This is a genomic window from Shimia isoporae (assembly GCF_004346865.1).
Lineage (GTDB): Bacteria > Pseudomonadota > Alphaproteobacteria > Rhodobacterales > Rhodobacteraceae > Shimia > Shimia isoporae.
In genome coordinates this window covers 1,858,651-1,883,570 of record NZ_SMGR01000001.1, presented here as the reverse complement: position 1 = coordinate 1,883,570, position 24,920 = coordinate 1,858,651, and the positions used below count along the sequence as shown (strand labels likewise).

The following is a 24,920-nucleotide window of genomic DNA, read 5'->3' as shown; positions in this document are numbered from 1 at the left end:
GTGCAATTGCTGATTGCATCAGACCATCATTTCCTTCGTCGCAGTCAATTTAACATCCGGAAAATCGCGCTCTACACGATCGATGTCCCACTGAAGGCGAGTAAGGTAAACAACGTCTCCATCGTGGTCATAGCTGATGTGCTGTTTGTTGGTTTCTGCAAATTTTTCAACGGCCTGCCTCTCGCCGTTTACCCATCTTGCCGAGGTAAATTGGCTCTGCTCAAAACGCACGGGAAGACCGTATTCCATCTCGATCCGGCTTGCCAGAACTTCGAACTGAAGCTGACCAACAACGCCAACGATGAAGCCTGAACCAATCATCGGTTTGAAGACCTTCGCGGCGCCTTCTTCGGCAAATTGCATCAGAGCTTTCTCAAGATGTTTTGCCTTTAGCGGGTCGCCGGCGCGAATACCCTGGAGAAGTTCAGGTGCAAAACTTGGAATGCCGGTCACACGCAAAGCTTCGCCTTCGGTGAGGGTGTCGCCGATACGAAGCTGACCGTGGTTTGGAATGCCAATAATGTCGCCGGCCCATGCTTCCTCCGCCAACTCGCGATCTGACGCGAGGAACAGGACCGGATTGGAGATTGCCATCGGCTTTTTGGTGCGGACATGCGTCAACTTCATACCGCGTTTGAAATGACCGGAAGCCATGCGAACGAATGCGACGCGATCTCGGTGTTTCGGGTCCATATTTGCCTGAACCTTGAAGACAAAACCCGACACTTTGTTTTCTTCGGGCGCAATTTCTCTGGGTTGCGCCGATTGGACTTGTGGCTCAGGTCCGTAAGAGCCAATTCCGTCCATCAACTCTTTCACTCCGAAAGAGTTGATGGCTGAGCCAAACCAGATTGGCGTCATATGGCCTTCCAGCACGGCCTGCGGGTCCAGGCGCGGCAATAGTTCTTTCGCCATTTCGACTTCTTCGCGCAATTGTTCGAGCAATTCGGCGGGAATCAAGACATCCAATCTCGGATCTTCCAAACCGTCGATTTTTACGCTTTCTGCAACGACGTTCCTGTCGGCCCGGTCCATCAGTTCGAGGCGGTCGTTAAGCATGTCGTAGCATCCAAGGAAGTCCCGACCCATGCCAATCGGCCAACTCGCCGGCGTCACATCGATTGCGAGGTTTTCTTGGATTTCGTCAATAATATCGAAAGTATCGCGGCTATCTCGGTCCATTTTGTTACAAAATGTCAAGATTGGCAGGTCACGCAATCGGCATACTTCGAAGAGTTTCTGGGTTTGACTTTCGACACCTTTTGCTCCGTCGATCACCATCACAGCCGCGTCAACTGCTGTTAGTGTTCGGTACGTATCCTCAGAAAAGTCGCTGTGGCCGGGCGTGTCTACAAGATTGAACCGGAAGTTGTTGAAATCAAAAGACATTGCAGAGGCGGAGACTGAAATGCCGCGATCTTTCTCCATTTGCATGAAATCAGAGCGCGTACGTCGTGCTTCGCCTTTTGCCCGCACCTGTCCCGCCATTTGAATAGCGCCGCCATATAACAGAAATTTTTCCGTCAGCGTCGTTTTGCCGGCGTCGGGATGCGAGATGATCGCAAAGGTCCGGCGGCGGGAAATCTCAGGTGGCAGGTCGGGTCGATTTGTTGTGTCCAGCATAATCGCGCGTATAGGTCGCGGTGGGGAAGATCGCAAGAAAAAGCAGCGCTATTTCGAAGACGCGCGTTTAAGCAGTGCAGCGGCGTCCGGTCGCTTCAGCAAACTTTCGTGGACCTCAAATTGGGAAGCGGCGCTTCGACCTTCACCCCCCGATTCACGCATTTGTTCTTTTACTTCGTCAGGCAGAACAGATTGCGTCCGAGTGTCAATCTGCATGGTCTCAGCAGAAATCCCTTCGGCAAAAATGATTTGGTGATCGTCAAACATGATCTGGAAGTAATCAACAAAGCCGCCTTCCTGAGCATAAACAGTTGTGTCGTTCACCAGATGGCGCGCTTTGATCAAAAGCTCGGAACGGCCTACGCCAAGGCGGTCTTCGCGTTGGTAAATAAACAAGCGGTGATCGGGGCTTACCCGTAGGTCATCGGTGTTGTTCAGCGTTCCTGCCGTGATGACAATTGGCGCAAATTCGCCGGTTGCGCGATGAATGGAGTGTCCGATCCACCGCACGGGCTGTGGGCCATCGTCGCGTGTCAGCACGCGGTCTCCGACGTTAATGTCCTCGATCAACTTTTGTTCACCGGTGGCAAGCGTGATACGCGTTCCTGCAGTGAAACTCACACAAGCAAGCTGGGCCAAACGCACGGCGGCTGTGTCACGGTCGTAGCCAACCAGAACGTAGTCTGTTTTTGGCGTCATTGGCGCAAGCGGCGCGCCAAATATCTCGACAACGCCGCCTTCGTCGTCGACTTCCACAAGAACCAGGACTTCGATGGTGTCGCCGCTTGGAGGCATGAAAGTTGCTACGCAATCAAGGAAAATACGTGCATTAGGCGTGCCAAGGGAACTGTCCTCGGCGACGAAATGTGCACCATCTATATCTGTGCGCAGCGACAGGCTTTGCTCGTCTGCTCTGGCTGAAAGTGTATAAACGTCGTCTGGCACCAGCTCTTCCGAGAAGGAAAGCGCGTCACCCAAATTTGCGCCGTTGCTCACCACAAGAGCTTCTGCCGGATATACCGGAAGACGCTGCGAGGGCAGGGCGTTGTCATAGGGCGACTTAGTCATTTTTTTTTACCTTCTTGCGTGGCCGGCGCGCACTCTACCGCCACATGCTTGCGCTATGGTTAACAAAGAATTGTGGCAGCAGCGCGCCGGCGCTCCGGCAATATACTGGCATCTCCCTGTAAATGTGTATTTGCTGTGCTTCAAACAACGGGGAGAATCAAATGGAACTCGGATTGACCGGCAAGCGCGCTCTGGTTTGCGCATCTTCGAAGGGGCTTGGCTTAGGATGCGCGCGCGCTTTGGCAGAGGCGGGCGTTAACCTTATCATGAACGCGCGCGGTGCTGAGGCGTTAGAAGCCAGTGCAGCGGCAATACGTGAAGAGTTCGGCGTTGAGGTGGTTACTCTGGCTTGTGACGTCACAACAGAGGACGGGCAGGCGAAGCTGATAGAAGCGGCTCAAGGCGTTGATATTCTAGTCAATAACGCTGGCGGGCCTCCGCCCGGTATGTGGACCGACTGGAACCGTGACGACTTTGTTGCAGCCCTCGACGCCAACATGTTGGCGCCGATCGCGCTAATTAAAGCGCTGGTTCCAGGAATGATGGAGCGCGGCTGGGGGCGGGTCGTCAATATTACTTCGGTTTCGGTAAAATCGCCGATTCCGGTGCTGGGGCTTTCAAACGCGGCACGAGCGGGTTTGACCGGGTACGTCGCAGGTACTGCACGACAGGTGGCTGGCTCCGGCGTGACAATTAACAACCTTTTGCCAGGTATTCACGCAACGGACCGCGCTGTCTCTCTGGACAAAGGAATGAGCGAACAACAGGGGATTTCCATGGAGGAAGCTAAAGCGCGCCGGGCAGCGACGATCCCTGCAGGACGCTATGGTACTTCTGACGAGTTCGGCGCGACATGTGCGTTCCTCTGCTCCAAGCATGCTGGTTTCATTGTGGGGCAGAACGTTCTGCTCGACGGGGGCGCCTTTGCCTCCGCCATGTGAGAAATGAGTTAGATGGCAAGGGGTGTTGGTGTGTCTCAAGGGTTTTCATTGAAAGATCAGCTATTTAACGCGGATTCTTTACGTGATTTAGCCAGTGAGTATCAGAGAGGTCTCCCCGACTTTGACGCTGACCAATTCCATACGGAAGCGGTCGCAGGCCTGCCTGGACGAGAGCTCTTGGAGCGACTTGAGTGGATCGCAGACTGTGTTGAAGCTCAATTGGCTCCAGAATTCCCTGAGATGGCGCAGCAGTTGGAGGCAGCAATGCCTCCGGCACTTGATCCAACTCTGTCAGACAACGATTTCGGGCGGTTCATCCACGCCGTTCCGGGTATTCTGGCGGTCCGGCACGGGTTGGACAACCATCGAGAGCGCGCCTTGGTTCTATTGCACAATGCAACCAAGCGATTTTCGATGGAATTCTATATTCGCCCCTTCCTGAATCGGTGGCCGGACGAGACATTTGAAGTTCTGTTGGAATGGGCCGAGGACAGCAATTATCATGTCCGCCGGCTTGTCAGTGAGGGCACGCGCCCAAAGCTTCCTTGGGCCAAAAAAGTTGAAATCGATCCGCTTTCGCCGCTGCCTTTGCTAGAAAAACTACATGCCGATCCGACGAGATACGTGACACGGTCAGTTGCTAACCATTTGAATGACATATCAAAAATTGACACGTCTGTTGTAACGAAAACGTTGAAAGGTTGGCATGATCTTGCGCAACAAGAGCCGAAAGAACTGAATTGGATGACCCGCCATGCCTTGAGGACCGCCGTCAAGAAGGGCGACGCGGACGCGCTGGCTCTACAGGGGTTTCACGCAGATGCACCCGTTCATTTGACGGAGCTTTCGGTGTCTGAAAGCAAGGTGGCTATTGGTGACGCGCTTGAGTTCAACCTTTCCCTGAAAACAGATAGCAAGACGCCAGTTCCAGTTCTTGTGGATTATGAGATGCGCTTCCATCGGCCGAACGGTCGAGAAGGTCGGAAGGTTTTCAAATTGAAGCAAACGGAAATTCCAGCTTTGGGAAGTGTTCGGTTGTCGAAGAGGCATGTTCTCAAGGGCAATGCGACCACGTTTACTTTATATCCAGGGCGTCACACGTTGGCTGTTCAAGTCAACGGGCGCGTGCAAGGCGAGATCTCTTTTGAGCTGGTGAACCCTACGTAACCTACTGACATCGCTTCACGTTTCCGTGCTTGGGGTGTCGTGGCATGTTCTGCATTGCTAAGCGGTCAAAAAACGAAACCGAGGACCCCTCAATGCAAGCCACAGTGATTGCCGCTTTGTTCGGCCTGATCCTGATCGTCAGTTTTCTGGCCGCGCCTCGACGCGTGTCCGTGGGAAGCTTCTTCGAGGGCACAACGTCACATGGCAAGCAGCCCGAACTTTGGACGCTCGTCTTCAGCCAAGTAACGACCTGGATCTTCGCAAGATCGCTGATGAACGCCGCCATACTCGGATTCTACTACGGTTTCGCAGGTGTGTTGGCGTACGCAGCGTACTACGGCAGCTTCCTGACAGGAGCTTTTGTTGTAGGTCGCATGCGGGAAAGCGGAGCCATTTCAGTACAGGACTGGTTGACGGGGCGCTTTGGAGCTGTTGGAACCAGTTGCTACAATGTTGTGATTGTGCTGCGCCTGTTGTCGGAAGTCTTCGCAAACCTGATTGTTGTGGGGCTGATATTCGGAGCAGTCCTGCCGGAATTCGGCCACGCCAAAGAGGTCTCCATAGTTGTGGTCGGCATAGTGGCGCTTGCCTATTCTGCGTGGGGAGGGTTGTCCGCGGCTCTGCGAACAGACGTTGTGCAAATGTCGATCTTCTTGGTCGTTTTTGGCGCAGCTTTTGGAGCTCTTCTGCTTCGGCCCGACTTTGATCTAGCCGCGATTGCGTCAGCAGGTGGGGCATCAGGATCCCATAATGGATGGGTCTTGTTGGTCGTTGCCTGTCTACAGGTGTTTTCCTATCCGGTTCATGATCCGGTAATGATGGACCGTGGTTTTATTGTTGATCGATCAACCACAAAAAAGAGTTTCCTGCATGCATTCTGGATTTCGGTTTTGTGCATTGTCGCGTTTGGAATGTTCGGAGTTCAGGCATCGATTGAAGGCGCCGCATATGAAACCCAATTGATCGGGACGTGGGCCAATATGTTCCCGCCTTGGGTCTTTCTTGCGCTTATGACTTCCCTGCTTGTCTCAGCATTGTCGACATTGGATTCGGCACTGAGCTCGGCCGCCCGTCTCGTAGTCGTGGAATTTGGACTTTTGCCGCAATCCCTGACAGGGGGACGCATAGCAATGCTGGCGTTCGCCGTCATCGGCGGAGTTTTGACCTTTTGGGGCAATCAGACGCTGTTTGATGCTGTTGCTGTTTCCGGCACGGCGTCGATGTTTCTCACGCCTGTATTGGTCGCCACTTTGGTTTTTCGGTGTGACGTCGCGATTTGGGCGTATCTGGTGGCGTTTGGGACGTCGCTCATTGGTGCTTTTTCCTATGCCTTCCGAGACAGCCCGCTTTTGCAAGCCGTGCTCTACGAGGGCCACAAATACGAACAGCTTTTGCAGATTTGCGTAGTTGTTTTGGTTGTCGGGTTCGCTGCGGTGATGATGGGGGCACGCAGGGTTGAAGCACAGGTAGGCGGCTGATACATCTCGCAAAACCCGAGCCTTTCGCTCGGGCTATGAACGAGGCAAGGCGTGCAGCTGCAAACCAACATTGAAAGTCCCAGGTTGGAAATCCGGAGCCTTCGAAAGCGGTTCGGAAACCGACAGGTGGTCGACAACGTATCTCTGTCTGTTCAGCCGGGCCAAGTAACCTGTCTATTGGGGCCTTCAGGTTGCGGAAAATCGACCACGTTGCGCATGATCGCTGGTGTGGAAATGCAGGATAGCGGCGAAATCTACGTGGACGGTGAGCTGATTTGTGACACTGTTTTTCGTATCCCGCCAGAGCGTCGTCAAATCGGCCTGATGTTTCAGGATTTCGCGCTGTTTCCGCATATGAGCGTGGCTGATAACGTGGCTTTCGGCTTAAAGGGAGCAGCAGGGGAAAAAAGGCGGCGGGTCGAAGAGTTGCTTGCCAAAGTGAACCTGAGTTGGGCTATAGACAAATTCCCGCATGTCTTGTCGGGCGGGGAGCAACAGCGGGTGGCGCTGGCGCGTGCTTTGGCGCCTCGTCCGCGCATTATGCTGATGGATGAGCCTTTTTCTGGTCTGGACAATCGTCTTAGGGATGGCATCCGCGACGAGACTTTGGCCGTGCTCAAAGAGGAAGACACCGCGGTTTTACTCGTGACGCATGAGCCTGAGGAAGCCATGCGGATGGCCGATGAAATTGCACTGATGCGTGATGGAGAGATCGTGCAGCAGGGTGCGCCTTACAACATTTACAATGCGCCAGTGGACAAGCAGGCGGTTGCGTTTTTCAGCGACATAAACGTCTTTCGAAGCCGTTCAAATGGCGCCTTGACCGAGACGCCGTTTGGTCAGTTTCTAACGCCAGGCTTCGGCGATGGGGAAGCCGTCGAGATCGTGATCCGACCACAACATATCAAACTCGACTTTGATCGAGAGGGGCGCGGGCCCTTACCGACTCCCACTGATGGCGTCGCGGCGCGTGGAATCGTCAAAAGGGCGCGGTTTATGGGCAATGAGAGCCTTGTGGAATTCGTAATGGATCACGATGGCTCGGAGCTGCATGTCACTGTTCCGAATGTGTTTTTGCCCAAAATAGGAACACCACTTTGGCTGACAATCCGTCGCGATCGTTGTTTTGTTTTCCGCGCGGAAAGTTAGCGGTTCTGAAAGTCCTGCAACCGTTTCCCAGGTTCGTCAACGAACAACCCTGGCAGCAATGCCATGTTTCCGATGCGATCCACCCGGATCTGGGCGAATTCATTGTCTGTTTCGCTCCAAACAAGCAGCGACCAAATCCGCCCCCAATAGTCTATTTTCAAGGGGCGCACATTTAGAGTTCTGTCGTCCTTGAGGTCCAGTGCGAGCTTTTGGCGTGAGCGTATTGCAGAGCGAAGTGGCTCAAGATGTTGCAGACCTGCTGCGGCGTCCGCAAAAGGATAGACTGCAAATCCGAAGCTTTGCCCGATGCTGCTTGCATCTTCTGGAAGTACGGAGTCAATCTTTGCGCTCAGGCTTTCAGCGGCTTCTCTCAACTCACCTTCCATCCCATTACCTACGACTGCAAGACCGATGTGCAGCGCCTCCAGTTCGGCGTTCGTTAAGTTCAGCGGAGGGAGAGATACGTTTGCGGAGGCGCGGTATCCCGCACCACGTTCACCTTCAATCGGGACGCCACTTGCGATGAGGGTTTCCATATCGCGATAGATGGTACGCAATGACACCTCAAGGCGGCTTGCCAAGTCTTCTGCGCGGTGCAGAGCGCCATCTTTGAGTATGTCCACCAGGGAATACAGCCGTTCAGAACGTTTGGAAGGAAGCTTGGTGGGCATGAGTCGCGGCAAATCCTGACAAAATACTGGCAACTGACAGAATAATGACAAATCAGGTGGCGAAAACCTCTATTTTTGCGAATTTCCAATAGGATTGCGGCTTTTTCGGTGGCTGTGCAGGCGGTAGGAATGGGGCAGATCATGAAATCAGGTGCGGACGCATCTTAGACTGGAGAAAACACATGGGTATTGGAAACATCGGCCTTCCGGGCATTCTGCTGATTGCGGTTGTGGTTCTGGTTCTGTTTGGCCGTGGCAAGATCAGCGGTCTGATGGGAGAAGTCGGCAAAGGCATCACTTCGTTCAAAAAGGGCATCAACGAAGGGCAGCAGGAGCTTGAAAACGAAGCTGCTGAGGTCGCAAAAGACGTGACCCCCGAAGATGAAAAAGACAAAGCCTGATTGGGGCTGACGAAACATGTTTGATTTGGGGTTGCCAGAGCTTCTGGTGATTGGCGTTGTTGCGTTGATCGTCGTGGGGCCCAAAGATTTGCCAGTTATGTTCCGCGCCGTTGGCCGTTTCGTGGGCAAGGCAAAGGGTATGGCGCGGGAGTTTTCCAGTGCCATGAACCAAGCGGCGGATCAGGCTGGCGTCAAAGATGTCACTGACGGTCTCAAAAGCGCGACAGACGGATTGAACAAAGTCTCTAATCCGATGAAAGCGGCGTCGGATGCACTGAAGGAAACAACCGACGACTTCAAGAAGTCGATGAGTTTTGATCCTGACAGCGAAACCGGCAAGCTGGCTGCAGAACGCGCCGAAGCTGTTGAAAAAATTCGTAAGCGAACGCAGGAAGTTGGCCAAGCCAAGCTGGATGCAGAGGCAAAGGCGCGGGAAGAAGAGATGCAGGAAGCGGCCAAAGAAGTGCGCGCGAAACGCGAAGCAGAGGCAGTTGACCCTGTGAAAAAGGACGACGCATGAGCCAGACGGACGAGATTGAAGACACTTCCGCACCGCTGATCGAGCACCTCGCTGAATTGCGGACGCGGCTTATCCGGTCCGGTTTGGCCTTCGTCATTGCGATCAGCTTTTTCTTTGTACCGATTGGTGGACAGTTCATCGCAGAGCACGTTTTGCATTTCCTCGTTTCTCCAATTGTGGAAGTGCTGCGTTCTTTGGGCGATCCAGCCCCGACCTTGCAATTTACCTCACCGCAGGAATACCTGTTTACGCTTTTCCGGATTTCGATGGTCGGCGGATTTGCCTTGGCCTTTCCAGTCATCGGGTTCCAGATGTGGCGGTTCGTGGCTCCGGGGCTCTACAAGAATGAGCGGGGCGCGTTCCTGCCATTCATGATTGCCTCCCCGTTCATGTTCTTGCTGGGCGCGACCTTTGCCCAGTTGGTAGTGACGCCACTTGCGATGCAGTTCTTCCTTGGTTTTGCCGATGTGGCGTCTGTGTTCGCCAATTTGCTTGCGCCTGCTGCTGAAAATGTTCCGGGTGATGTTGCACCTGTCGTTCCGCAAACGGAGCAGGGGGTTCAGATCACCTTCTTTGGTAAAGTCAACGAAAGCTTGGATATTACGCTTAAGTTCATCATGGCGTTTGGGCTTTGTTTCCAGCTTCCAGTTTTGTTGACTTTGATGGGCAAGGCTGGGCTGGTCAGTGCAAAAGGGCTTGGATCGGTACGCAAGTATGCGATGGTTGGCATCCTTGTTTTGGCAGCGTTGGTCACCCCTCCGGATGTCGTCACGCAGCTTATTTTGTTTTCAGTTGTGTATGGTCTCTACGAAGTGTCTATCCTTCTTGTTGGCCGAGTGGAAAAGAAGCGCATTGCTCAGATGAAGGCTGACGGCACTTGGTTTGAAGATGATGAAGAAGAGGACGACCTCGCAGAACACGAGGCGGAACAGAAGTAATCTGACTTTTCGTGGAATTGAAAGGCGCGCTCTTTTTGAGCGCGTTTTTTCATGGCTGGTCATTGCAAGACGTTCATGATTTTTTGCGACCTGCACGACAGGAGAGCGCCATGAGCAATACCGAATTGACCCGCATCGCAGAAGCGCTTGAACGCATGGCGCCCGCACCGGCGCCTGCACCAGAGTTTGAAGCTTCAGACGGGTTCGTCTGGCATGTGGAGCCAGACAGGCTTGAACCTGTGGCTGAGATCAGTCGCGTAGAAATTGGTTTGCTAGTCGGTGTGGACCGATCACGCGACACTCTTTTACAAAACACGCGTCAGTTCGCAGCTGGGCTACCAGCCAACAACGCCTTGCTGTGGGGCGCACGTGGGATGGGGAAGTCTTCTTTGGTGAAGGCAGTACACGCGCAGATATTGTCAGAGGGTCTGAACCTGAAAATTGTTGAACTGCAGCGTGAGGATTTGCCGTCCGTAGCGCGATTGCTCAACCTTCTACGTGGTCGGGAAGAGCGTTTTTTGTTGTTCTGTGACGACCTGAGCTTCAGCCACGATGATCAACATTACAAGTCGCTCAAAGCTGTTCTTGATGGTGGGATTGAAGGACGGCCAGAGAACGTGGTGTTTTATGCGACCTCCAACCGTCGTCACCTGATGCCGAGGGACATGATCGAAAACGAGCGGTCGAGTTCCATCAACCCATCCGAGGCGGTTGAGGAGAAAGTTTCTTTGTCAGATCGTTTTGGTCTCTGGCTTGGCTTTCATCCATGCACTCAGGATGAATACCTCGCCATGATCCGAGGCTATTGCAATGCGCATGGCGTGGACATCGATGAAGACACACTTTGGGCGGAGGCGATTGAATGGCAAGCCACCCGCGGCGCTCGCTCAGGGCGCGTGGCCTGGCAGTACTTTGTTGATTTGGCCGGGCGCAGAGGTGTCGCAATAAAAGCCTGAAATCAATAGGCTATTTCAGGTAGGGCATGGGATCAACGCTGTCAAATCCCTTGCGGACCTCGAAGTGTACAAAGCTGTCTTTGGCGGGCAGTGACGCCATTGTTTGTCCGCGTTTTACGCTGGCACCCTTGGCGACTTTCACGTCATCTACGTTGTAATACACAGTCATCAAGTTATCTGGATGACGCACGACAAGAATTTTGACGTTGTCCCCGTCTGTGGTGATTGCCGCCACGGTGCCGCTTGCGGCGGCCTTTACGGGGGCTCCGGCCTTCGCTGCAATGTCGATGCCGTTGTTTTTGCCTTTAGAATACGGGCGCACAATTTTGCCATCCACAGGGAAACTCATCGCGGCTTTCGAAGCGCTCTGCGAGCTGCCGAGATTGTTCTCTGGAGGCTTGGCTGCTGCAGCTGAAGTGTCTTTGGGTAAAGGCTTGGTTGAGCTGGGTGGGGTTGGTGTTGGAGAACCCTGTCCGGGTTGTGTAAACACAGCGCCAGCAGCCACCGCTGCTGCGTTTTTTGAGCTTTCCGGATCGGTTGGCGGGATCAACAGAACCTGGTTCTCACGAATTGTGAAATCGCTGTCCAAACCGTTCCAGTCTGCCAGAGCGCGGACAGAAACGTTGTAAAGCCGTGATATCGTGAAAGCGGTTTCACCGCGCTTGACCTTGTGCTGAATGGGCTCGACGCCGGTTTGGGGAGCTGCTGCAGCCGGAGCGCTCTCCAGTGTTTCGGTTTCAACGTCGGGTTGGGCGCGATCAATGGCTCCGCCAGCCAAAGAGGCAATATCCACACCGCCGTTTGTGGCCGCAGACGGTTCTGCCACGCGGGTTGGCAAAGCCAGAACTTCGCCTGCTCGCAGCGCGGTGTCGGGTTTTATTCCGTTGTAGACGCCCAGCTGGTTTGCATCGACTCCAATCCGCGTGGCGACGTCATTCAGTGTGTCGCCTTGTTTTGCGACGACGACTTGATAGCTTGGGTAAGAGATCACGCCACGAGCGTCCGGTTGCGGGCGCTTGGCTGCGGCTCCTTGGGCTGCGTTGGTGGTGTCTAGCCCCCCTCCCAGATCGCTGCGCAGGTCGATATCAAACCCGTCTGAACAGCCGGCGACTATCGCAAGTGCAAGGCATGCGCCTGTCGTGCGGAATGTCAGCGAAGGAAAGTTGCCCATCTCGATGCCCTCGTAAGCAGCCTGTTTCGTCGGTCTTGCGCCGTAGCTGCGTGTATCGTCTACCCGTTCCGGCCGGGTTTGTTGTCACATGGCCCCTGCGGTGCAGATTGCCAAGGGGATATCCGTGCAAATTTATTCAGTTTCCCGCGCAATGCCTTCAACAAGAGGCACAAATCGCACGGATCGTAATTCGTCGTAGTCAAACCCGGCCTCGGTTCTGCGTACGCGGATCAGGCTTTGAACCGCGTCAGATTGCCCAACGGGCACCACCATGATACCGCCGATCTTGAGTTGCGCCAAGAGGGGGCCCGGAGGATCCTCGGCGGCGGCAGTTACAATGATGCGATCAAACGGCGCTTGATCTGGCAAACCGAAACTGCCGTCTGAAATGAAAGACGTAACATTGACCAACCCAAGCGCGTCGAAGATTTGTTTGGATTCACGTACGAGGCGGCGGTGACGTTCTACCGTGTAAACGCGGCGTGCGAGTTGGCTGAGAATAGCGGCCTGATAACCCGAGCCGGTTCCGACTTCCAGCACGCTGTCGCGCGGCGATATTTCTAGTGCTTGCGTCATAAGGCCGACCACAGAAGGCTGTGAAATCGTCTGACCACACGCGATGGGAAGCGGTGTATCTTCGTAAGCGCGATCAGCAAAAAGCCCGCGAACAAAAGGGCCACGATCGACTTTCTCCATCGCAGTCAAAACTGCCGGATCGGTCACGCCCTTAGAGCGTAGCGCAAAGAGAAACTGCATCTTGCGTTCGGCGAGAGCGTCCTGATCTGTCATTCGATGCCTTTCAGCGCGTCCAGGACATCATGGGCCGTAAAATCGGCCCGCATAGGCGTGACTGAAATATAGCCCTCAAGGTTCAGCGCCGCATCGGAACCGGGTGCGGTGGCGACCTGTTGATTGCCACCTCTGGCCCAAAGGAAGCGACGCCCGGACGGGGAGTTGTGCGGTTCCACAGAAAACCGTGTGCCTTCACGAAGACCTTGAGTTGCGACGCGGATCCCTTTGACATCAGCCGCCAGAACCGGGGGGACATTGACATTATAAAACAAGTGATAGGCTGCGTCGTTGGCCGGGGCGACGTCGAGAATTTTTCGCACCACGTCCGCACCGTAGGCTGCTGAAGCCTCGAATGGATCGTCGGCTGTGTAGTTTGCCGGACCGAGAAATTGAGAGATTGCAATCGAAGGAATGCCTTGAAGCGCACCTTCAATGGCCGCGCCTAAAGTGCCGGAATAAAGCGCGTTCTCGGCTGAATTGTTGCCGCGATTCACGCCGGACAGAATTAGGTCCGGTGGTGTGTCTTTCATCACGTCATGCACGCCGGCAAGAACACAATCTGCGGGGCTTCCTTCGGCGGCAAAGCGGCGCGTGCCCATCTTTGCGATCATTGTCGGGTGCGTGTAGCTGATGCAGTGACCAACACCGGATTGTTCAAAGGCGGGGGCGACAATCCAGACTTCGCCTTCGGGTCCTGCAACGTCATGAGCGATCTGCTCCAGAACCTTGAGTCCAGGGGCGTTGATACCGTCGTCATTGGTCACCAGAATGCGCATGTTTGCCTGCCCTTTTGCCGTCCTGCCTCTGTCTAGTTGAGGCTGCGAGATGGGGCAAGCATTGGCTTCAAACCCTTGGCAAATCTAGGTTCATGTTGCGGATTACGCGCAAGTGGCGAGCGCTTAGAGCCCTAGTTCCTCAAGCAGACGCCTGGCTTCGTCATGTGCGCTAACCAGTGTCTCGCGAGGCTCTCCCGGGAAGAAGCGGGCGCGGGTTCCAGTTGGCATTCCCTGTGGGTTCAGGATGGTCACCCTGGGGCCCGTGGACACTGTCTCGGCCTGCCAACTACGGGCCAGGGCGATCTGCGCCGCTTTTGTAGCACCGTACGACCCGAAGAATTTTTGGCCGCCACGAGGGTCATCGAAGAAAATGGCATGGCCCTCCTCGCCGAGAAGAGGCGTCAGGAACGGGATCAGGCGTCCAGTGGCGTCGAGGTTGATCGAAACGGACTTCGCCCAGTCCTTTGGGTCGATGTGGCCGGTCGGTGTCAGCGGCGCGCCATGAATGGCTGTGTGCACCCAGAGATCAACCTTGCCCCAACGGTCATGAATGGACCGGCACAGTTGCGCCATGGCGTCACCGTTGGTGACATCCATGGGCGCCAATGTGGCTGTACCGCCTTTGGCTTGAATGCGATCATCAAGCTCCTCCAGCGCGCCTGTGGTGCGCGCGACGGCTACGATATGGTGTTTTTGACAAAGGGCTTCTGCGAAAGCGGCGCCAAGGCCACGTGAAGCTCCGGTAATGAGGGCAATCTTCTGTGTCATCCGCCTCATGTGCGGAAATTAGGCCACAAGGTCAAGGGACAAGCGGTCGCGGAACTTCTAGCGCGGTATTTCCAGCGTGGTTGTGCGTCCGCCACCCTGCAGGACAATTGTGTCGGTGCCGATGGCCGCGACTTTGCCGCCCGGTGTGTTGTCCCCCAGCTTGACCTTGATCGTCCTGCCGGAGGTTGTCATCAGAAGGGCGCGTGGCGATGTGGGAGTGCCCATTACGCCAATCAGCGTCAAACGCTGGCGCTGTTTCATTACGCCCTTATGCGTGGCTGTGTCGGCCACATGTTTGGGGGTTTTGTTAGACATCGGGTACTCGCTACTGACGGTTCTCGCCGCTCATCCGTGGAGGCGGCACGGCTGGGTAACTCCCAACTGGGTGATTGCCAAACCGAATGTCATGAATTGGCGAAAAAACGCTTAATTTGTTGGTGAATCAGGCCTTAACCATTCAGGTGCGGACGGACGTCGTTGCCTGTATGCGCATATATGTCGAGCAGTTGGTCAAAGGAAATTCCGTTGCTTTGCGCGGACTTAAGCGGGCCATCCAGCGCAGTGAGGCGAGGGCGCTGACCCTCCGCGCCAGGGATCAATTGGCAAGCGATAGGATCGTCAGACTCGAAGCCAGGAAGGTCATTCATCAAAAATGCAATCCCGCCAACGAATCCCTCCGATGCGCCGGTTGCCACATCGACGTATGCATAAAACAACTCGGCTTCGACTGCAGCCCATGGACCGAAGTTGAAAACCTCGTCGCTACCCTTGATGGCTAGCGGCAGGACGCAATGCACAAAACGAGTGCCATCTAATCGGCAGAGATCGGCTGAAAGCTTGTCGTCCCCAACCTCGACCTCGGACGCATCGGCTTCGCGCGGTACCGCATGTGGCCATATGTCCGGCGCGTCGTATCCGATGTCAAATACACCGGTAAAGCTCTTGCCTGATTGTGAGACATAGTCGGGGTCGTTGAAACGACGCCAGCGGCTATCCAGTGCCAGCAACATGGTCAGGAGGTGGGTTCTGCGAGGCGTGCGCCGTTCCAGCTTGCACCGGGCGTCGGCGCCTCTTCGATCTTTTTGCTGACACGGCTGCTTGTTTCGAGGTTGGCGAGGTATTCGGGTGTCACGCCACCGGTAATGTAGTTGCCGTCAAAGCAGGAACAATCAAACTGCTCGATATCAGGATTGCCTTCCTTGGCTGCCCACACGAGGTCTTCGAGTTTTTGATAAAACAGGGCGTCCGCTCCAAGTTCCTGCCGGATTTCCTCGATAGAAAGGCCGTTGGCAATCAGTTCGTGTTTGGTAGGCATATCAATGCCGTATACGTTCGGATAGGCCACGGGCGGAGATGCAGAAGCGATGTAAACTTTCTTTGCGCCAGCCTCGCGGCACATTTGAACGATCTTTTTGATGGTGTTTCCACGTACAATAGAGTCGTCGATCAGGAGAATGTTCTTGCCATCCATTTCGCGGGGAATAGCGTTGAGTTTTCGCCTGACAGACTTCTGACGTTCAGCCTGTCCTGGCATGATAAAAGTGCGGCCCACATAACGGTTTTTAACAAGAGCCTCTCGGTACCGAATACCGGTGATGTTGGACACTTCCAACGCAACCGGGCGGGCGCTGTCCGGGACAGGGATTACAGCATCGATTTCGAGGCCGCTTTTCTCGATCTGCTTGGCCAGCGTTTTTCCCATGCGGATCTGGGATTGGTAAACGGACACGCCGTCCAACACGCTGTCCGGGCGCGCAAGGTAGACATATTCGAAGATGCAGGGCGTCAATCGACCCTCGACTGCTTGGAATTCATGCAGGTTTCCATCCAGATCGACCAGCAAAGCCTCACCGGGCTTCACGTCGCGGAGTTTGTCGAATCCGTTGATTCCAAATGCAACATCTTCCGATGCAAAAGCGTAATCGTCGCCCTCACCGTCAGCTTGACGTTTGGCGACCGAAAGCGGGCGGATACCGTGCGGGTCTCGGAATGCGAGCATTCCGACGCCTGCAACAAGACAGATGACCGAGTAGGCGCCCTGTACACGTTCCATCGTCATTTTCACGCCAGCAAAAATATTTCGGATTGCATCGCTGCTACCGTTGACCTTGATCGCATCCGCGACCTTGTCAGCTAGCACGTTTAGCAGAATTTCACTGTCCGATGTGGTGCGCAGGTGGCGGCTGTATTTGCCGGTGACCTTCTCGCGTTGCGCTTCGGTATTGGTGATATTTCCGTTGTGTACAAGATAGATGCCATAAGGCGCGTTCACAAAGAAAGGCTGCGCCTCGGAGGCGGACAGCGAGCCTGCCGTAGGATAGCGGACATGTCCCATTCCGACGCGGCCGGTCAGTGTTTCTGCGTCTGTTGGCTGGAATACGTCCTTTACCAGACCGTTGGCTTTGCGTTCGCGGAAGAAGCCGCCGGTGTAGGTCACGACGCCGGATGCGTCCTGGCCACGGTGCTGGAGCATCAAGAGCCCGTCATAAATCTCGGCAAAGACGTCATCATTGCGATTGGCGATCCCCAGAATTCCGCACATCCGCAGGCTCCTTTGTCAGACTAGGCAATATTGTTGGCGTTTCGACATGCACGTTTTTTCGGGCTGCGAAACATTAGTCGCTCGGGATGGGCTGTGCGTGGAGGTTCCGCCGTTGGCGGGTAGAGTCTGGGCATGTTTTGCGCCGCTATCCACGTGGCTGGCTCCGAATCCCTGAGTCGTGCTGCGCCCGTCTTAAGGGCTTGTTCGCAGTATGTCACGAAAGGATCACAAACGACGTAGCGAAGTTGCGCTCAGCTTGAAATTCAAGGCTGAAAGCTGACTTTTCGGTCAAATAAAATACCAGATCTCAATCTGCTTGGGGATGTTGAGTGAGAACCACCCTGTCGGCATTTAGTTAAATCACAAGAAGTGCACCGTGCGGTGCCTAGACTTGTTTGACCAGCCGTATGATGATCAGGACAACAGCCGCACCAAGCATTGCGGAAATCACAGAGCCCAAGAAGCCTGAACCAAAGCCGAGACCAATGAGTGGCAAGGCAAAATTGGCCAAAAAGGCCCCCCCGATTCCAAGAATGACGTTTCCGATGAGCCCAAAGCCGCCTCCACGGACCAGTTTGCCGGCTAGCCAACCCGCAAGGCCACCTATGACGATGGCAGAGAAGAGGCTGGAAAAGAGGGCTGTTTCGGCTTCCATGGCGAGGTCCTTTGGCTACTTTCGTTGTCTGCGTTGGCGTTAGGTGACGTTAACTTGGCGGTCGTGTATGCGCTTGCGGACAAGATCAATGTGCATTCGGGCGTGATATGCAGCCTGACGATAGGCCGCGGGTAGGCCAAGACGCGCAATACGTTCGTCCATTTCAACCAGTTGCCGGTCCATCTCTGCAAGCTCTTCCGGGCTGGGTTGCAGCGCCAGTTCATCTTCAATCTGGCGGATGAGCGGATAGTGCTGCCAGACCCGCCATCCCATAAAGTAGGCATACAGGGAGGGGAGGACACGGAACAGCGGAACTACAAAAAGTAGGATCGGCAGAGTTAGAAGCAGCAAGCGATTGACCTGCGCGGCCATCCAGTAGGGCAGAAGATCATGCCAGGTGGAAGGGCCTTCCTGGATGAGTTGTCGGGATACCGAGTTCACCGACATACCGGTGCCTTCGATTGTCGGGAAAAAATGTCGACCAGTAATGATATCGCGTTTTGCGTGGAGTTCCTTGGCGGCCATGGTCAATCGATTAATCAGTGCAGGGTGCAGATCGGGCACCATAGCTAACCGGGCTTCGAGAGCCAGGACCTTTTGCGGCGCCGGTGGGATGACGCTCTCTAGCGAAATCGCGCCACTGGGGACCGTGGCGATGGTCGTGTAGTCTAGCCGTCGAGAGATGGCATCCAGATAGACCAGAGGCAAGAAGGACAGATCCGGCGCTTTAAACGCCTGTTCCAAATAAGGAGCATCAACCGTGGTTACGAATACGGCGACATCAACGGTGCCTTCGCGCAGTGCGCTCACAGCGTCCGTGTAGGGAAGGGACAAGATTTCGTTGTCGTCCGGGGTTAGTTCAACTGCTTCCTGAAAGTCGGCGAAGGCTGCGGCCGTACCGGAACCCGGTTGACCGGCGGTAATGCGAAGGCCTTTCCAGTGGGCAGGATTCCGCGGTACGTCGGTCTGAGCACGGACCAAAAACAGCATGGGTTCATAAAACAATCCCCCAATTGCTTCGGCGGTGTCTTTGGAAATCGGAATGCCTCCTTGAAGCAGGGCAACGTCGACCTCGCCGTTCTCAAGTAAATCCCTGTTGTCGACGGAGCCATTCGTGTAGCGAATGTCCAACTCAATTCCGTCTCGAGCCAGAATTTCCTTATACAGCGCTGCCACGCGGGCGTAGGCGCCGTTTTCCGGTCCGGCGGCCATTACAAGGGCTTTCGGGGGGAGTAGCAAAAGAAACACCAACCCCAATGCCAAAAGAAATGTTGCCGCGACCAGTGTTAGCCACAAACGCATCGACGTTGTCCTCATTTCTATCCCGATGAAAACGCTAGCCCTGCGGCCTAAGCGGGACAAGAGCGGGAATAAAAAAAGCCCGCCGTCGGGCGGGCTTTTCTGAATCTATCTACCAAGCGGCCTAGTTCGCGCAATGCGCGCTAAGCTCTCCCAGTTTGTCTTCGAGCCAGACCATTGCCTCCGCTGGATCACGGTCATCAACCTGCGCGGTCAGACGGCCGAAAACTTCTGCTGAACGGCTGTCGTCAACCATGGCGAAGCTCTGCGAGGTAAACATGGTTTCGTAAACAAAAAACGCCACAGCAACGAGCAATGCGCCGCGGGCAGCGCCAAACAAAAAGCCAAGCGCCTGATCCACACCGCCAAGTGCAGAGCGTTGCACGATAGAGGAAAACACCGGCGTAAAGAATGAAACAACGATAAGGGCCAAGGCAAAAACACCGAAGAACGCCGCGCCTAGGGCCATTTCGCAGTTGTCACCGATCACGTCTTTCAGGATCGGGATTTCCTTGACCAAAGGCTGCGCTTGCGCAGCAAACATGTAGGCCAGAATCGCGGCCGCGACCCAGCCGGCAATGGCCATCGCTTCGCGGACGATGCCACGGCTATAGGCCAACAAGGCCGAAATGATGATGACGCCGGCCACGACGCCGTCAATGATGGTGAAGCCTTCCATTAGTCCCAGTTCCCTTTCGACCGCCCCCGGTCAATTGTTGGCGTCTCCGCCTGCTCCGAATACGTCTCCCACAAAGCTTGCGAGGTCTCCAACACGGTTCAGGGCGATGCCGTCGACTGTGGGTGCCTTGCCGCCTTTCGGAGCGATTGCCGTTGTGAAACCAAGTTTTTGGGCTTCTTTCAACCTATTTTCGGTCTGGGCGACCGCTCTTAACGCGCCGGAAAGGCTGATTTCGCCAAAAATTACGGTGTCTGCGGGCAGTGCGGCGTCTTCCCGCGCAGATACGAGTGCGGCGGCCACGGCGAGGTCGGCAGCTGGTTCGGAGACTTTCATGCCGCCAGCGACGTTCAGGTAAACGTCCAGACCGGCGAAGGGAACCCCGCAGCGCGACTCAAGGACGGCAAGAATCATCGCCAGACGTCCGCTGTCCCAGCCGACAACCGTGCGGCGGGCTTGCGGATTGGGACTTGGGGCCACCAACGCCTGAAACTCGACGAGAACTGGGCGTGTACCCTCAATACCGGCAAAAACGACGCTGCCAGGACTGGGTTTGCCGCGATCCGAGAGAAAGAGGGCTGATGGATTACCGACTTCGGCTAGACCGCGACCGGTCATTTCGAAGACACCTATTTCGTCCGCTGGACCGAAGCGGTTTTTGACGGCACGCAACACGCGGAATTGGTGCCCGCGTTCTCCCTCGAAATACAGCACTGTGTCGACCATGTGTTCCACAACGCGCGGGCCGGCTATCTGACCTTCCTTGGTGACATGGCCCACAAGAATGATTGCAATACCTTTGCGTTTGGCAAAGGCGGTCAACTCATGTGCGGCTGCACGCACCTGCGACACAGAACCTGGCGCAGACGTCACAGTGTCGGACCACATCGTCTGGATCGAGTCGATGATCGCCAGCTGAGGTCGTTCGGCTTCCAGCGTTGTCAGGATATCACGCAGGTTGGTTTCCGCAGCGAGCATAACCGGAGACTGTGTGAGACCGAGGCGTTGGGCACGCATACGCACTTGGGCCGCCGCCTCTTCGCCGCTCACGTAGATGGTTTTTACACCTTGACGGGCAAAGCGAGCTGCCGCCTGCAAAAGAAGGGTGGACTTGCCGATACCAGGGTCTCCGCCAACCAATATGGCAGAGGCAGGCACTAGTCCGCCGCCGAGAACCCTGTCGAGTTCCTTGACGCCGGAAACCGTGCGAGGTGTCGGGCGATCTTCGGTGCTGAGGTCGCTGAGTTCGATGGTACGGCCCTTGGCAGAACCAAGCGACGATCCTGCGGGGCCCGCGCCGAAAGGAGCCTCTTCGACGATGGTGTTCCATTCGCCGCAAGCTTCGCAACGGCCCGACCATTTGGAGGAGGTTGCACCGCAGGCAGTGCAAGTGAACTGGGTTTTGCTTTTTGCCATGTTCCCGTTTTGGACCACTACCGCTTGCGGGTCAAATGGCTAATTGCGAGCGACGCCAGAATGCAGGCTGTGAAGAGGTAAAGTCCCCATCCGGTTTCAACTTTGACGTAGCCTGCGCCTTTGACGATGACGATATAAAGCGCGATCAGAAAGACATCCGCCATGGCGAGCTTGCCGAGAATCTCCAATGCTGGGAGGACCTTGCGGCGCATCAGGCCAAATTGGATCAAGGCAATTCCGATAACCTTAAGGTAAGGTGCAAAGATCGCGAAGAAGGTCACGAGAAGCGCGAGGGCGACATCAGTTTTCCAGAGCGACTGCAAGCCCGAAATGACGGAAATTTCGGAAAGGCCAAAGATTGGCAATACGCCTGCGCGCATTAGCGGGGCGAACCAAGCGATGGGGAAGAGGATCACAAGCGAGAGGTTGGCGAGGCGCAGGGTGTTGGTCATACGCATAGAGCTATGGCGTTTCGGGTGCGCCCGCAAGTTTTGCAGCCGGATCGAGGTTAACTTTCTGGAATTAAGAGGATTTTGGCTGTCTGCAAAACGTCGGCATCACGTCGGCATTGCGTCGGTGTTGTTTTGGCTTCGGGGAGTTTTTAACGAGGTGTGCGGTGGCAAGGCGATTAGATCGAATAGCTTAGTTGCGACAGAGCCAAGAGCGCTAAAGCCGTGAAGCCCCAAAAAACGGCGGCGGTGATTGTCGTCCATTTCCGGCCCAGACCTTCGGGCCAGCGCAGCCAACTGGAGCTGTGAAGGGCGAACAGCAGGCAGGCAACGATGAGTGTGATCGTTTCGGAGTACGCACCCGAAGGCATCCACGGCAGGTCCGGTAATTCGAGACCCAGATCATATCTGAATTCAAACAGCAGGATTGTGAGCAGACCAACGATCAAGACCAGCATGACGGATGCCAGCACAGGACGCGCTTTGAGCAGAACCAGTGCCGTCAGAAAAGTTGCGAGGGCCGCGATGACCGGGCCCAAAAGGCTAAAGAACGCTATGAGCAGGAACATGATCTCTCCGTTTTCCGGAGGCTAACATGGAGCCTTATTGGATGCGCCCCGTTTGTGTCACTGGAGTGAAGGTCAAGTTGCTTTAACCTTGATGGCCGAAAGTGCGTGCGGCTTCGAACTTCGGGGAGCCTGCCGATCCGTTTGACTTCTTGTTAGCTCGCGATTTTTCGATGTAGGTGAAGATGATCAAAGGATAGAAAACCGGCTGGCGAGGCAGAAGCATTTTGAAGCCGGCTTAAAACGATAACATTCGATCTTGGCAGATGCGCCGCGCATTTGACCGGCTGAGACAGTGCTTACTAGGCATGCGCAATAAACGAGCGTTAGCGCACCGCCTCAATCGGACCGTCGGCGCTGCCGGAGATGAACTGTTCAAGATACGGATCTCCCGAGCGGTCCATTTCCGCCACTGGTCCGGTCCATTGGATCACCCCGCCGTGCAGCATGGCGACGTTGTCGGAAATAGCGCGCACGGACGTCATGTCATGCGTGATTGTCATCGCGGTAGCGCCCATTTCGGTCACGATCTCGCGGATCAGATCGTTGATGACGCCGGACATGATCGGATCAAGGCCGGTTGTGGGTTCGTCAAAGAATATGATCTCGGGCTCGGCCGCAATGGCGCGGGCGAGGCCGACGCGTTTTTGCATGCCGCCCGAAAGCTCGGACGGGAAAAGGTCGGCGACATCCGAGGTCAGACCCACTCGACGGAGTTTCTCTACGGCGATTTCGCGGGCCTCGGCCTTGGGGCGTTTGAGGCTGCCGCGCAGCAGGCGGAAGGCGACATTTTGCCAGACCGGCATTGAGTCAAACAGGGCGCCGCCCTGAAAGAGCATACCAAAGCGCGCAAGAAACGCGTCGTGGTCACCTTGCGTGGCGTCTTTGCCGTCCACAAGGATCGTGCCGCGCTCGGGCGTCACGAGGCCAAGAACGGACTTCAGTAGGACGGATTTGCCAGTACCTGAGCCGCCGATGATCACCATCGACGTGCCCTTCGCGATCTCAAGATTCACGCCTTGCAGCACCTTCTTGGGGCCGAACGATTTATGAACGTTGTCAAAGGTGATCATGAGGCAAAAAACAGCGAAGTGAGCAGGAAGTTTGCAGCCAGGATCAGTACGGCAGCAGCTTGAACCGAGCCCTTAGTTGCCTGGCCGACGCCTTGCGCACCGCGACCTGAGTGCATTCCAAAATAGCACCCCATCAAGGCTGCGATACCGCCGAAGACCGCGCCTTTGACCAATGAAGACAGGATATCGTTGAACTGCAGGAAATCAGCGGTGTTGCGGATATAGGTTGCCGGATTGAAGCCGAGCTGCTCTGTGGCAACTGCAAAGCCACCATAGATCCCGATGATATCCCCGATGCCGACGAGAACGGGCACGACGAGAATGGCGGCGATAAATCGCGGCACTACGAGGTATTTTAGCGGATCCGTCGAGAGCGTGGTCAGCGCGTCGATCTGCTCCGTGACTTTCATCGTGGCGATTTCTGCGGCGATAGAGCTTGTGACGCGGGCGGCAACCATCAGACCCACAAGCACAGGGCCAAGTTCGCGCACCATCCCGATCGCTACAATCTGTGGAACGACGCTTTCAACTGAGAAGCGGGAGGATCCGTCGTAAATCTGGAGCGCGAGCGCACCGCCTGTGAAAATTGCCGTCATGCCCACGACCGGAAGCGAGAGCCAGCCGATGGTGAACATGGCAGTCAAAAACTCGCGCGCGTAGAATGGTGGTCGCACCATATGGCTCAGCGTCTGAGCAAAGAAAATTGAAAAGCGCCCCACCATCGACAGGAGCGCCAGTGTCTGTCGGCCAATCAGTGAAAAGGGGGCGAGGAGCGCGGTCATGCGCTCTTGTAGCGCCTGTAGTAACGCGCGCCAAGCGAGGTCAGGATTTCATATCCGATGGTTCCTGCCGCCTCTGCGACGGTATCGACCGACTGGTGAAGGCCGAGCAGCTCGACAGATTTGGGGTCTTGTTCCACGTCGGTGACGTCCACAGTGATCAGGTCCATGGACACACGGCCAATGACAGGGCAGCGAATTTCGTCGGCAAAGACTGACACGTTGGAGCCCATTGCTCGGATCAGACCATCCGCATAGCCGGCAGAAATCGTCGCGACGCGGCTGTCGCGTTCGGCAATCCATGTGTTGGAGTATCCGACGCTTTCGCCAGCAGCCACTTCACGCACCTGCACAACCGGTATCGACAGGCCTGTGACCGGTGCGGCTTCGACAAACGGCATGCCACCGTAAAGGCCCACGCCTGGTCGAGTGAGATCGAAATGATAGCCGCTGCCGAGCAGAATGCCGCCAGTCGCGGCGAGGCTTCGGGGCACGGAAATTCCGTCGGTCAGGCGTTTGAACGTGGCCAATTGCTGAGGGTTCATCGGGTGTTCGGGTTCGTCCGCGCACGCGAGATGAGACATCACCAGTGTCGGGCTGCGGGTTAGAACGGTTTGGGCCACGGCGGCCCATTCGGCCTCTTCAAGCCCCAACCGGTTCATACCGGTGTCAAGCTGCACACCGAACGGATGGTTTGGCAGTGCTTCGAAATGGCGGACAATCTGGTTTACCGAGTTGAGCATCGGCGTAAGCATCATGTCGGAAATCATGTCGGTGTCGCCAGCCATATGGCCGCCAAAAACGTTGATTTCCGGTTTTGGACCAACGGCTTGTCGCAAGGCGGCGCCTTCCTCGGCGACGGCAACAAAGAAGCGATTTACACCGACGCGCATCAAAGCGCGGGCGACGCGATCAGCGCCAAGGCCGTAGCCGTCGGCCTTTACCACAGCGGCGGTTTGCGCCTCGGTCAGAGCATCAAGAGCGCGCCAGTTCGAAATCAGCGCATCGAGGTCAATCGTTAAAGTCGCAGTAGCCATGGCAGCGTT

The 24,920-nt window shown here is 55.5% G+C and carries 27 protein-coding genes; 8 read left to right on the top strand and 19 right to left on the bottom strand.

The features are described 5' to 3' along the window. Window positions 1-18: 18 nt before the first annotated feature. Window positions 19-1,623 (bottom strand): peptide chain release factor 3, encoded by a 1,605-nt coding sequence (locus BXY66_RS09255; RefSeq protein WP_132859833.1) that lies wholly within the window; start codon window positions 1,621-1,623, stop codon window positions 19-21. A gap of 48 nt (window positions 1,624-1,671) precedes the next feature. Beyond that, window positions 1,672-2,691 carry a Hint domain-containing protein gene (locus BXY66_RS09250; protein ID WP_132859832.1) on the bottom strand — a complete coding sequence of 340 codons (1,020 nt, stop codon included), beginning with the start codon at window positions 2,689-2,691 and terminating at the stop codon, window positions 1,672-1,674. A 161-nt stretch (window positions 2,692-2,852) separates the two neighbouring features. On the opposite strand from BXY66_RS09250, the gene BXY66_RS09245 reads away from it, so the two are divergent. From BXY66_RS09245 to BXY66_RS09230, 4 genes are all read left to right on the top strand, one after another. Next, complete coding sequence (locus BXY66_RS09245) at window positions 2,853-3,632, top strand: SDR family oxidoreductase (RefSeq protein ID WP_132859831.1); 780 nt, start codon at window positions 2,853-2,855, stop codon at window positions 3,630-3,632. Window positions 3,633-3,680: 48 nt separating this feature from the next. Continuing rightward, window positions 3,681-4,799 carry a hypothetical protein gene (locus BXY66_RS09240; RefSeq protein WP_341785799.1) on the top strand — a complete coding sequence of 373 codons (1,119 nt, stop codon included), beginning with the start codon at window positions 3,681-3,683 and terminating at the stop codon, window positions 4,797-4,799. Between the two features lie 92 nt (window positions 4,800-4,891). Beyond that, window positions 4,892-6,277 (top strand): SLC5/6 family protein, encoded by a 1,386-nt coding sequence (locus tag BXY66_RS09235; RefSeq protein WP_132859830.1) that lies wholly within the window; start codon window positions 4,892-4,894, stop codon window positions 6,275-6,277. Window positions 6,278-6,361: 84 nt separating this feature from the next. Then, window positions 6,362-7,426, top strand: a complete 1,065-nt coding sequence (locus tag BXY66_RS09230; protein ID WP_132860400.1) for an ABC transporter ATP-binding protein — start codon at window positions 6,362-6,364, stop codon at window positions 7,424-7,426. Here the strand turns inward: BXY66_RS09230 and BXY66_RS09225 are convergent. Continuing rightward, on the bottom strand, window positions 7,423-8,097 hold the full coding sequence (locus tag BXY66_RS09225) for a helix-turn-helix transcriptional regulator (RefSeq protein ID WP_132859829.1): 675 nt from the start codon (window positions 8,095-8,097) through the stop codon (window positions 7,423-7,425). The genes BXY66_RS09230 and BXY66_RS09225 overlap by 4 nt on opposite strands. A 182-nt stretch (window positions 8,098-8,279) precedes the next feature. Here BXY66_RS09225 and BXY66_RS09220 point away from each other — a divergent pair, with 182 nt between their 5' ends. From BXY66_RS09220 to BXY66_RS09205, 4 genes are all read left to right on the top strand, one after another. Then, window positions 8,280-8,498 carry a twin-arginine translocase TatA/TatE family subunit gene (locus tag BXY66_RS09220; protein ID WP_132859828.1) on the top strand — a complete coding sequence of 73 codons (219 nt, stop codon included), beginning with the start codon at window positions 8,280-8,282 and terminating at the stop codon, window positions 8,496-8,498. A gap of 16 nt (window positions 8,499-8,514) precedes the next feature. Further along, complete coding sequence (gene tatB / locus BXY66_RS09215) at window positions 8,515-9,018, top strand: Sec-independent protein translocase protein TatB (protein WP_132859827.1); 504 nt, start codon at window positions 8,515-8,517, stop codon at window positions 9,016-9,018. After that, window positions 9,015-9,956, top strand: a complete 942-nt coding sequence (tatC, locus tag BXY66_RS09210; RefSeq protein WP_132859826.1) for a twin-arginine translocase subunit TatC — start codon at window positions 9,015-9,017, stop codon at window positions 9,954-9,956. Before tatB ends, tatC begins: the two co-directional genes overlap by 4 nt. A gap of 110 nt (window positions 9,957-10,066) precedes the next feature. Beyond that, window positions 10,067-10,912: an ATP-binding protein gene (locus BXY66_RS09205; RefSeq protein ID WP_132859825.1), complete on the top strand. Its 846-nt coding sequence runs from the start codon at window positions 10,067-10,069 to the stop codon at window positions 10,910-10,912. A gap of 10 nt (window positions 10,913-10,922) precedes the next feature. On the opposite strand, the gene BXY66_RS09200 is transcribed toward BXY66_RS09205, so the two are convergent. From BXY66_RS09200 to alr, 16 genes are all read right to left on the bottom strand, one after another. Beyond that, window positions 10,923-12,083, bottom strand: a complete 1,161-nt coding sequence (locus BXY66_RS09200) for a LysM peptidoglycan-binding domain-containing M23 family metallopeptidase (protein WP_132859824.1) — start codon at window positions 12,081-12,083, stop codon at window positions 10,923-10,925. Between the two features lie 132 nt (window positions 12,084-12,215). Next, entirely contained in the window at window positions 12,216-12,872 is a 657-nt protein-coding gene (locus tag BXY66_RS09195; protein ID WP_132859823.1) for a protein-L-isoaspartate(D-aspartate) O-methyltransferase, read from the bottom strand. Next, a complete protein-coding gene (gene surE / locus BXY66_RS09190) occupies window positions 12,869-13,651 on the bottom strand; it encodes a 5'/3'-nucleotidase SurE (protein ID WP_132859822.1) in 783 nt (260 codons plus the stop codon). The genes BXY66_RS09195 and surE overlap by 4 nt, the downstream gene beginning before the upstream one ends. 123 nt (window positions 13,652-13,774) lie before the next feature. Then, window positions 13,775-14,419 carry an SDR family NAD(P)-dependent oxidoreductase gene (locus tag BXY66_RS09185; protein ID WP_132859821.1) on the bottom strand — a complete coding sequence of 215 codons (645 nt, stop codon included), beginning with the start codon at window positions 14,417-14,419 and terminating at the stop codon, window positions 13,775-13,777. A gap of 57 nt (window positions 14,420-14,476) precedes the next feature. Next, window positions 14,477-14,734: a pilus assembly protein PilZ gene (locus BXY66_RS09180; protein WP_132859820.1), complete on the bottom strand. Its 258-nt coding sequence runs from the start codon at window positions 14,732-14,734 to the stop codon at window positions 14,477-14,479. 134 nt (window positions 14,735-14,868) lie between these two features. After that, complete coding sequence (locus BXY66_RS09175; RefSeq protein WP_132859819.1) at window positions 14,869-15,429, bottom strand: DUF2199 domain-containing protein; 561 nt, start codon at window positions 15,427-15,429, stop codon at window positions 14,869-14,871. A gap of 2 nt (window positions 15,430-15,431) precedes the next feature. Further along, complete coding sequence (gene purF / locus BXY66_RS09170) at window positions 15,432-16,961, bottom strand: amidophosphoribosyltransferase (protein ID WP_132859818.1); 1,530 nt, start codon at window positions 16,959-16,961, stop codon at window positions 15,432-15,434. Between the two features lie 385 nt (window positions 16,962-17,346). Further along, window positions 17,347-17,616: a GlsB/YeaQ/YmgE family stress response membrane protein gene (locus BXY66_RS09165; RefSeq protein WP_132859817.1), complete on the bottom strand. Its 270-nt coding sequence runs from the start codon at window positions 17,614-17,616 to the stop codon at window positions 17,347-17,349. Between the two features lie 39 nt (window positions 17,617-17,655). Further along, entirely contained in the window at window positions 17,656-18,918 is a 1,263-nt protein-coding gene (locus tag BXY66_RS09160) for a TAXI family TRAP transporter solute-binding subunit (RefSeq protein ID WP_165929137.1), read from the bottom strand. Window positions 18,919-19,039: 121 nt separating this feature from the next. Beyond that, entirely contained in the window at window positions 19,040-19,594 is a 555-nt protein-coding gene (locus BXY66_RS09155) for a CvpA family protein (protein ID WP_132859815.1), read from the bottom strand. 30 nt (window positions 19,595-19,624) lie between these two features. Next, window positions 19,625-21,007, bottom strand: a complete 1,383-nt coding sequence (radA, locus tag BXY66_RS09150) for a DNA repair protein RadA (protein WP_132859814.1) — start codon at window positions 21,005-21,007, stop codon at window positions 19,625-19,627. Window positions 21,008-21,024: 17 nt separating this feature from the next. Next, complete coding sequence (locus tag BXY66_RS09145) at window positions 21,025-21,459, bottom strand: paraquat-inducible protein A (RefSeq protein WP_132859813.1); 435 nt, start codon at window positions 21,457-21,459, stop codon at window positions 21,025-21,027. 176 nt (window positions 21,460-21,635) lie between these two features. Continuing rightward, a complete protein-coding gene (locus BXY66_RS09140) occupies window positions 21,636-22,025 on the bottom strand; it encodes a hypothetical protein (protein WP_132859812.1) in 390 nt (129 codons plus the stop codon). A 323-nt stretch (window positions 22,026-22,348) separates the two neighbouring features. Further along, window positions 22,349-23,095: an ABC transporter ATP-binding protein gene (locus tag BXY66_RS09135; protein ID WP_132859811.1), complete on the bottom strand. Its 747-nt coding sequence runs from the start codon at window positions 23,093-23,095 to the stop codon at window positions 22,349-22,351. After that, the gene (locus BXY66_RS09130; RefSeq protein WP_132859810.1) at window positions 23,092-23,877 is read right to left on the bottom strand and encodes an MlaE family ABC transporter permease; all 786 of its coding nucleotides are present in this window, start codon (window positions 23,875-23,877) and stop codon (window positions 23,092-23,094) included. Before BXY66_RS09130 ends, BXY66_RS09135 begins: the two co-directional genes overlap by 4 nt. Then, window positions 23,874-24,911 carry an alanine racemase gene (gene alr / locus BXY66_RS09125; protein ID WP_132859809.1) on the bottom strand — a complete coding sequence of 346 codons (1,038 nt, stop codon included), beginning with the start codon at window positions 24,909-24,911 and terminating at the stop codon, window positions 23,874-23,876. Before alr ends, BXY66_RS09130 begins: the two co-directional genes overlap by 4 nt. Between the last annotated feature and the right edge of the window lie 9 nt (window positions 24,912-24,920).

Bases quoted from the DNA above. Each gene is read 5' to 3' on its own strand.
- BXY66_RS09130 (WP_132859810.1), bottom strand. From the start codon at position 23,877: ATGACCGCGCTCCTCGCCCCCTTTTCACTGATTGGCCGACAGACACTG.
- BXY66_RS09175 (WP_132859819.1), bottom strand. From the start codon at position 15,429: ATGTTGCTGGCACTGGATAGCCGCTGGCGTCGTTTCAACGACCCCGAC.
- BXY66_RS09180 (WP_132859820.1), bottom strand. From the start codon at position 14,734: ATGTCTAACAAAACCCCCAAACATGTGGCCGACACAGCCACGCATAAG.
- BXY66_RS09135 (WP_132859811.1), bottom strand. From the start codon at position 23,095: ATGATCACCTTTGACAACGTTCATAAATCGTTCGGCCCCAAGAAGGTG.
- BXY66_RS09250 (WP_132859832.1), bottom strand. From the start codon at position 2,691: ATGACTAAGTCGCCCTATGACAACGCCCTGCCCTCGCAGCGTCTTCCG.
- surE (WP_132859822.1), bottom strand. From the start codon at position 13,651: ATGCGCATTCTGGTGACCAATGACGACGGTATCAACGCCCCTGGACTC.
- BXY66_RS09235 (WP_132859830.1), top strand. From the start codon at position 4,892: ATGCAAGCCACAGTGATTGCCGCTTTGTTCGGCCTGATCCTGATCGTC.
- BXY66_RS09200 (WP_132859824.1), bottom strand. From the start codon at position 12,083: ATGGGCAACTTTCCTTCGCTGACATTCCGCACGACAGGCGCATGCCTT.
- BXY66_RS09160 (WP_165929137.1), bottom strand. From the start codon at position 18,918: ATGCGTTTGTGGCTAACACTGGTCGCGGCAACATTTCTTTTGGCATTG.
- BXY66_RS09185 (WP_132859821.1), bottom strand. From the start codon at position 14,419: ATGACACAGAAGATTGCCCTCATTACCGGAGCTTCACGTGGCCTTGGC.
- BXY66_RS09245 (WP_132859831.1), top strand. From the start codon at position 2,853: ATGGAACTCGGATTGACCGGCAAGCGCGCTCTGGTTTGCGCATCTTCG.
- BXY66_RS09225 (WP_132859829.1), bottom strand. From the start codon at position 8,097: ATGCCCACCAAGCTTCCTTCCAAACGTTCTGAACGGCTGTATTCCCTG.
- BXY66_RS09165 (WP_132859817.1), bottom strand. From the start codon at position 17,616: ATGGAAGCCGAAACAGCCCTCTTTTCCAGCCTCTTCTCTGCCATCGTC.
- BXY66_RS09255 (WP_132859833.1), bottom strand. From the start codon at position 1,623: ATGCTGGACACAACAAATCGACCCGACCTGCCACCTGAGATTTCCCGC.
- tatC (WP_132859826.1), top strand. From the start codon at position 9,015: ATGAGCCAGACGGACGAGATTGAAGACACTTCCGCACCGCTGATCGAG.
- BXY66_RS09195 (WP_132859823.1), bottom strand. From the start codon at position 12,872: ATGACAGATCAGGACGCTCTCGCCGAACGCAAGATGCAGTTTCTCTTT.
- radA (WP_132859814.1), bottom strand. From the start codon at position 21,007: ATGGCAAAAAGCAAAACCCAGTTCACTTGCACTGCCTGCGGTGCAACC.
- BXY66_RS09205 (WP_132859825.1), top strand. From the start codon at position 10,067: ATGAGCAATACCGAATTGACCCGCATCGCAGAAGCGCTTGAACGCATG.
- purF (WP_132859818.1), bottom strand. From the start codon at position 16,961: ATGTGCGGAATTCTGGGGATCGCCAATCGCAATGATGACGTCTTTGCC.
- BXY66_RS09140 (WP_132859812.1), bottom strand. From the start codon at position 22,025: ATGTTCCTGCTCATAGCGTTCTTTAGCCTTTTGGGCCCGGTCATCGCG.
- BXY66_RS09220 (WP_132859828.1), top strand. From the start codon at position 8,280: ATGGGTATTGGAAACATCGGCCTTCCGGGCATTCTGCTGATTGCGGTT.
- alr (WP_132859809.1), bottom strand. From the start codon at position 24,911: ATGGCTACTGCGACTTTAACGATTGACCTCGATGCGCTGATTTCGAAC.
- BXY66_RS09145 (WP_132859813.1), bottom strand. From the start codon at position 21,459: ATGACCAACACCCTGCGCCTCGCCAACCTCTCGCTTGTGATCCTCTTC.
- BXY66_RS09155 (WP_132859815.1), bottom strand. From the start codon at position 19,594: ATGGAAGGCTTCACCATCATTGACGGCGTCGTGGCCGGCGTCATCATC.
- tatB (WP_132859827.1), top strand. From the start codon at position 8,515: ATGTTTGATTTGGGGTTGCCAGAGCTTCTGGTGATTGGCGTTGTTGCG.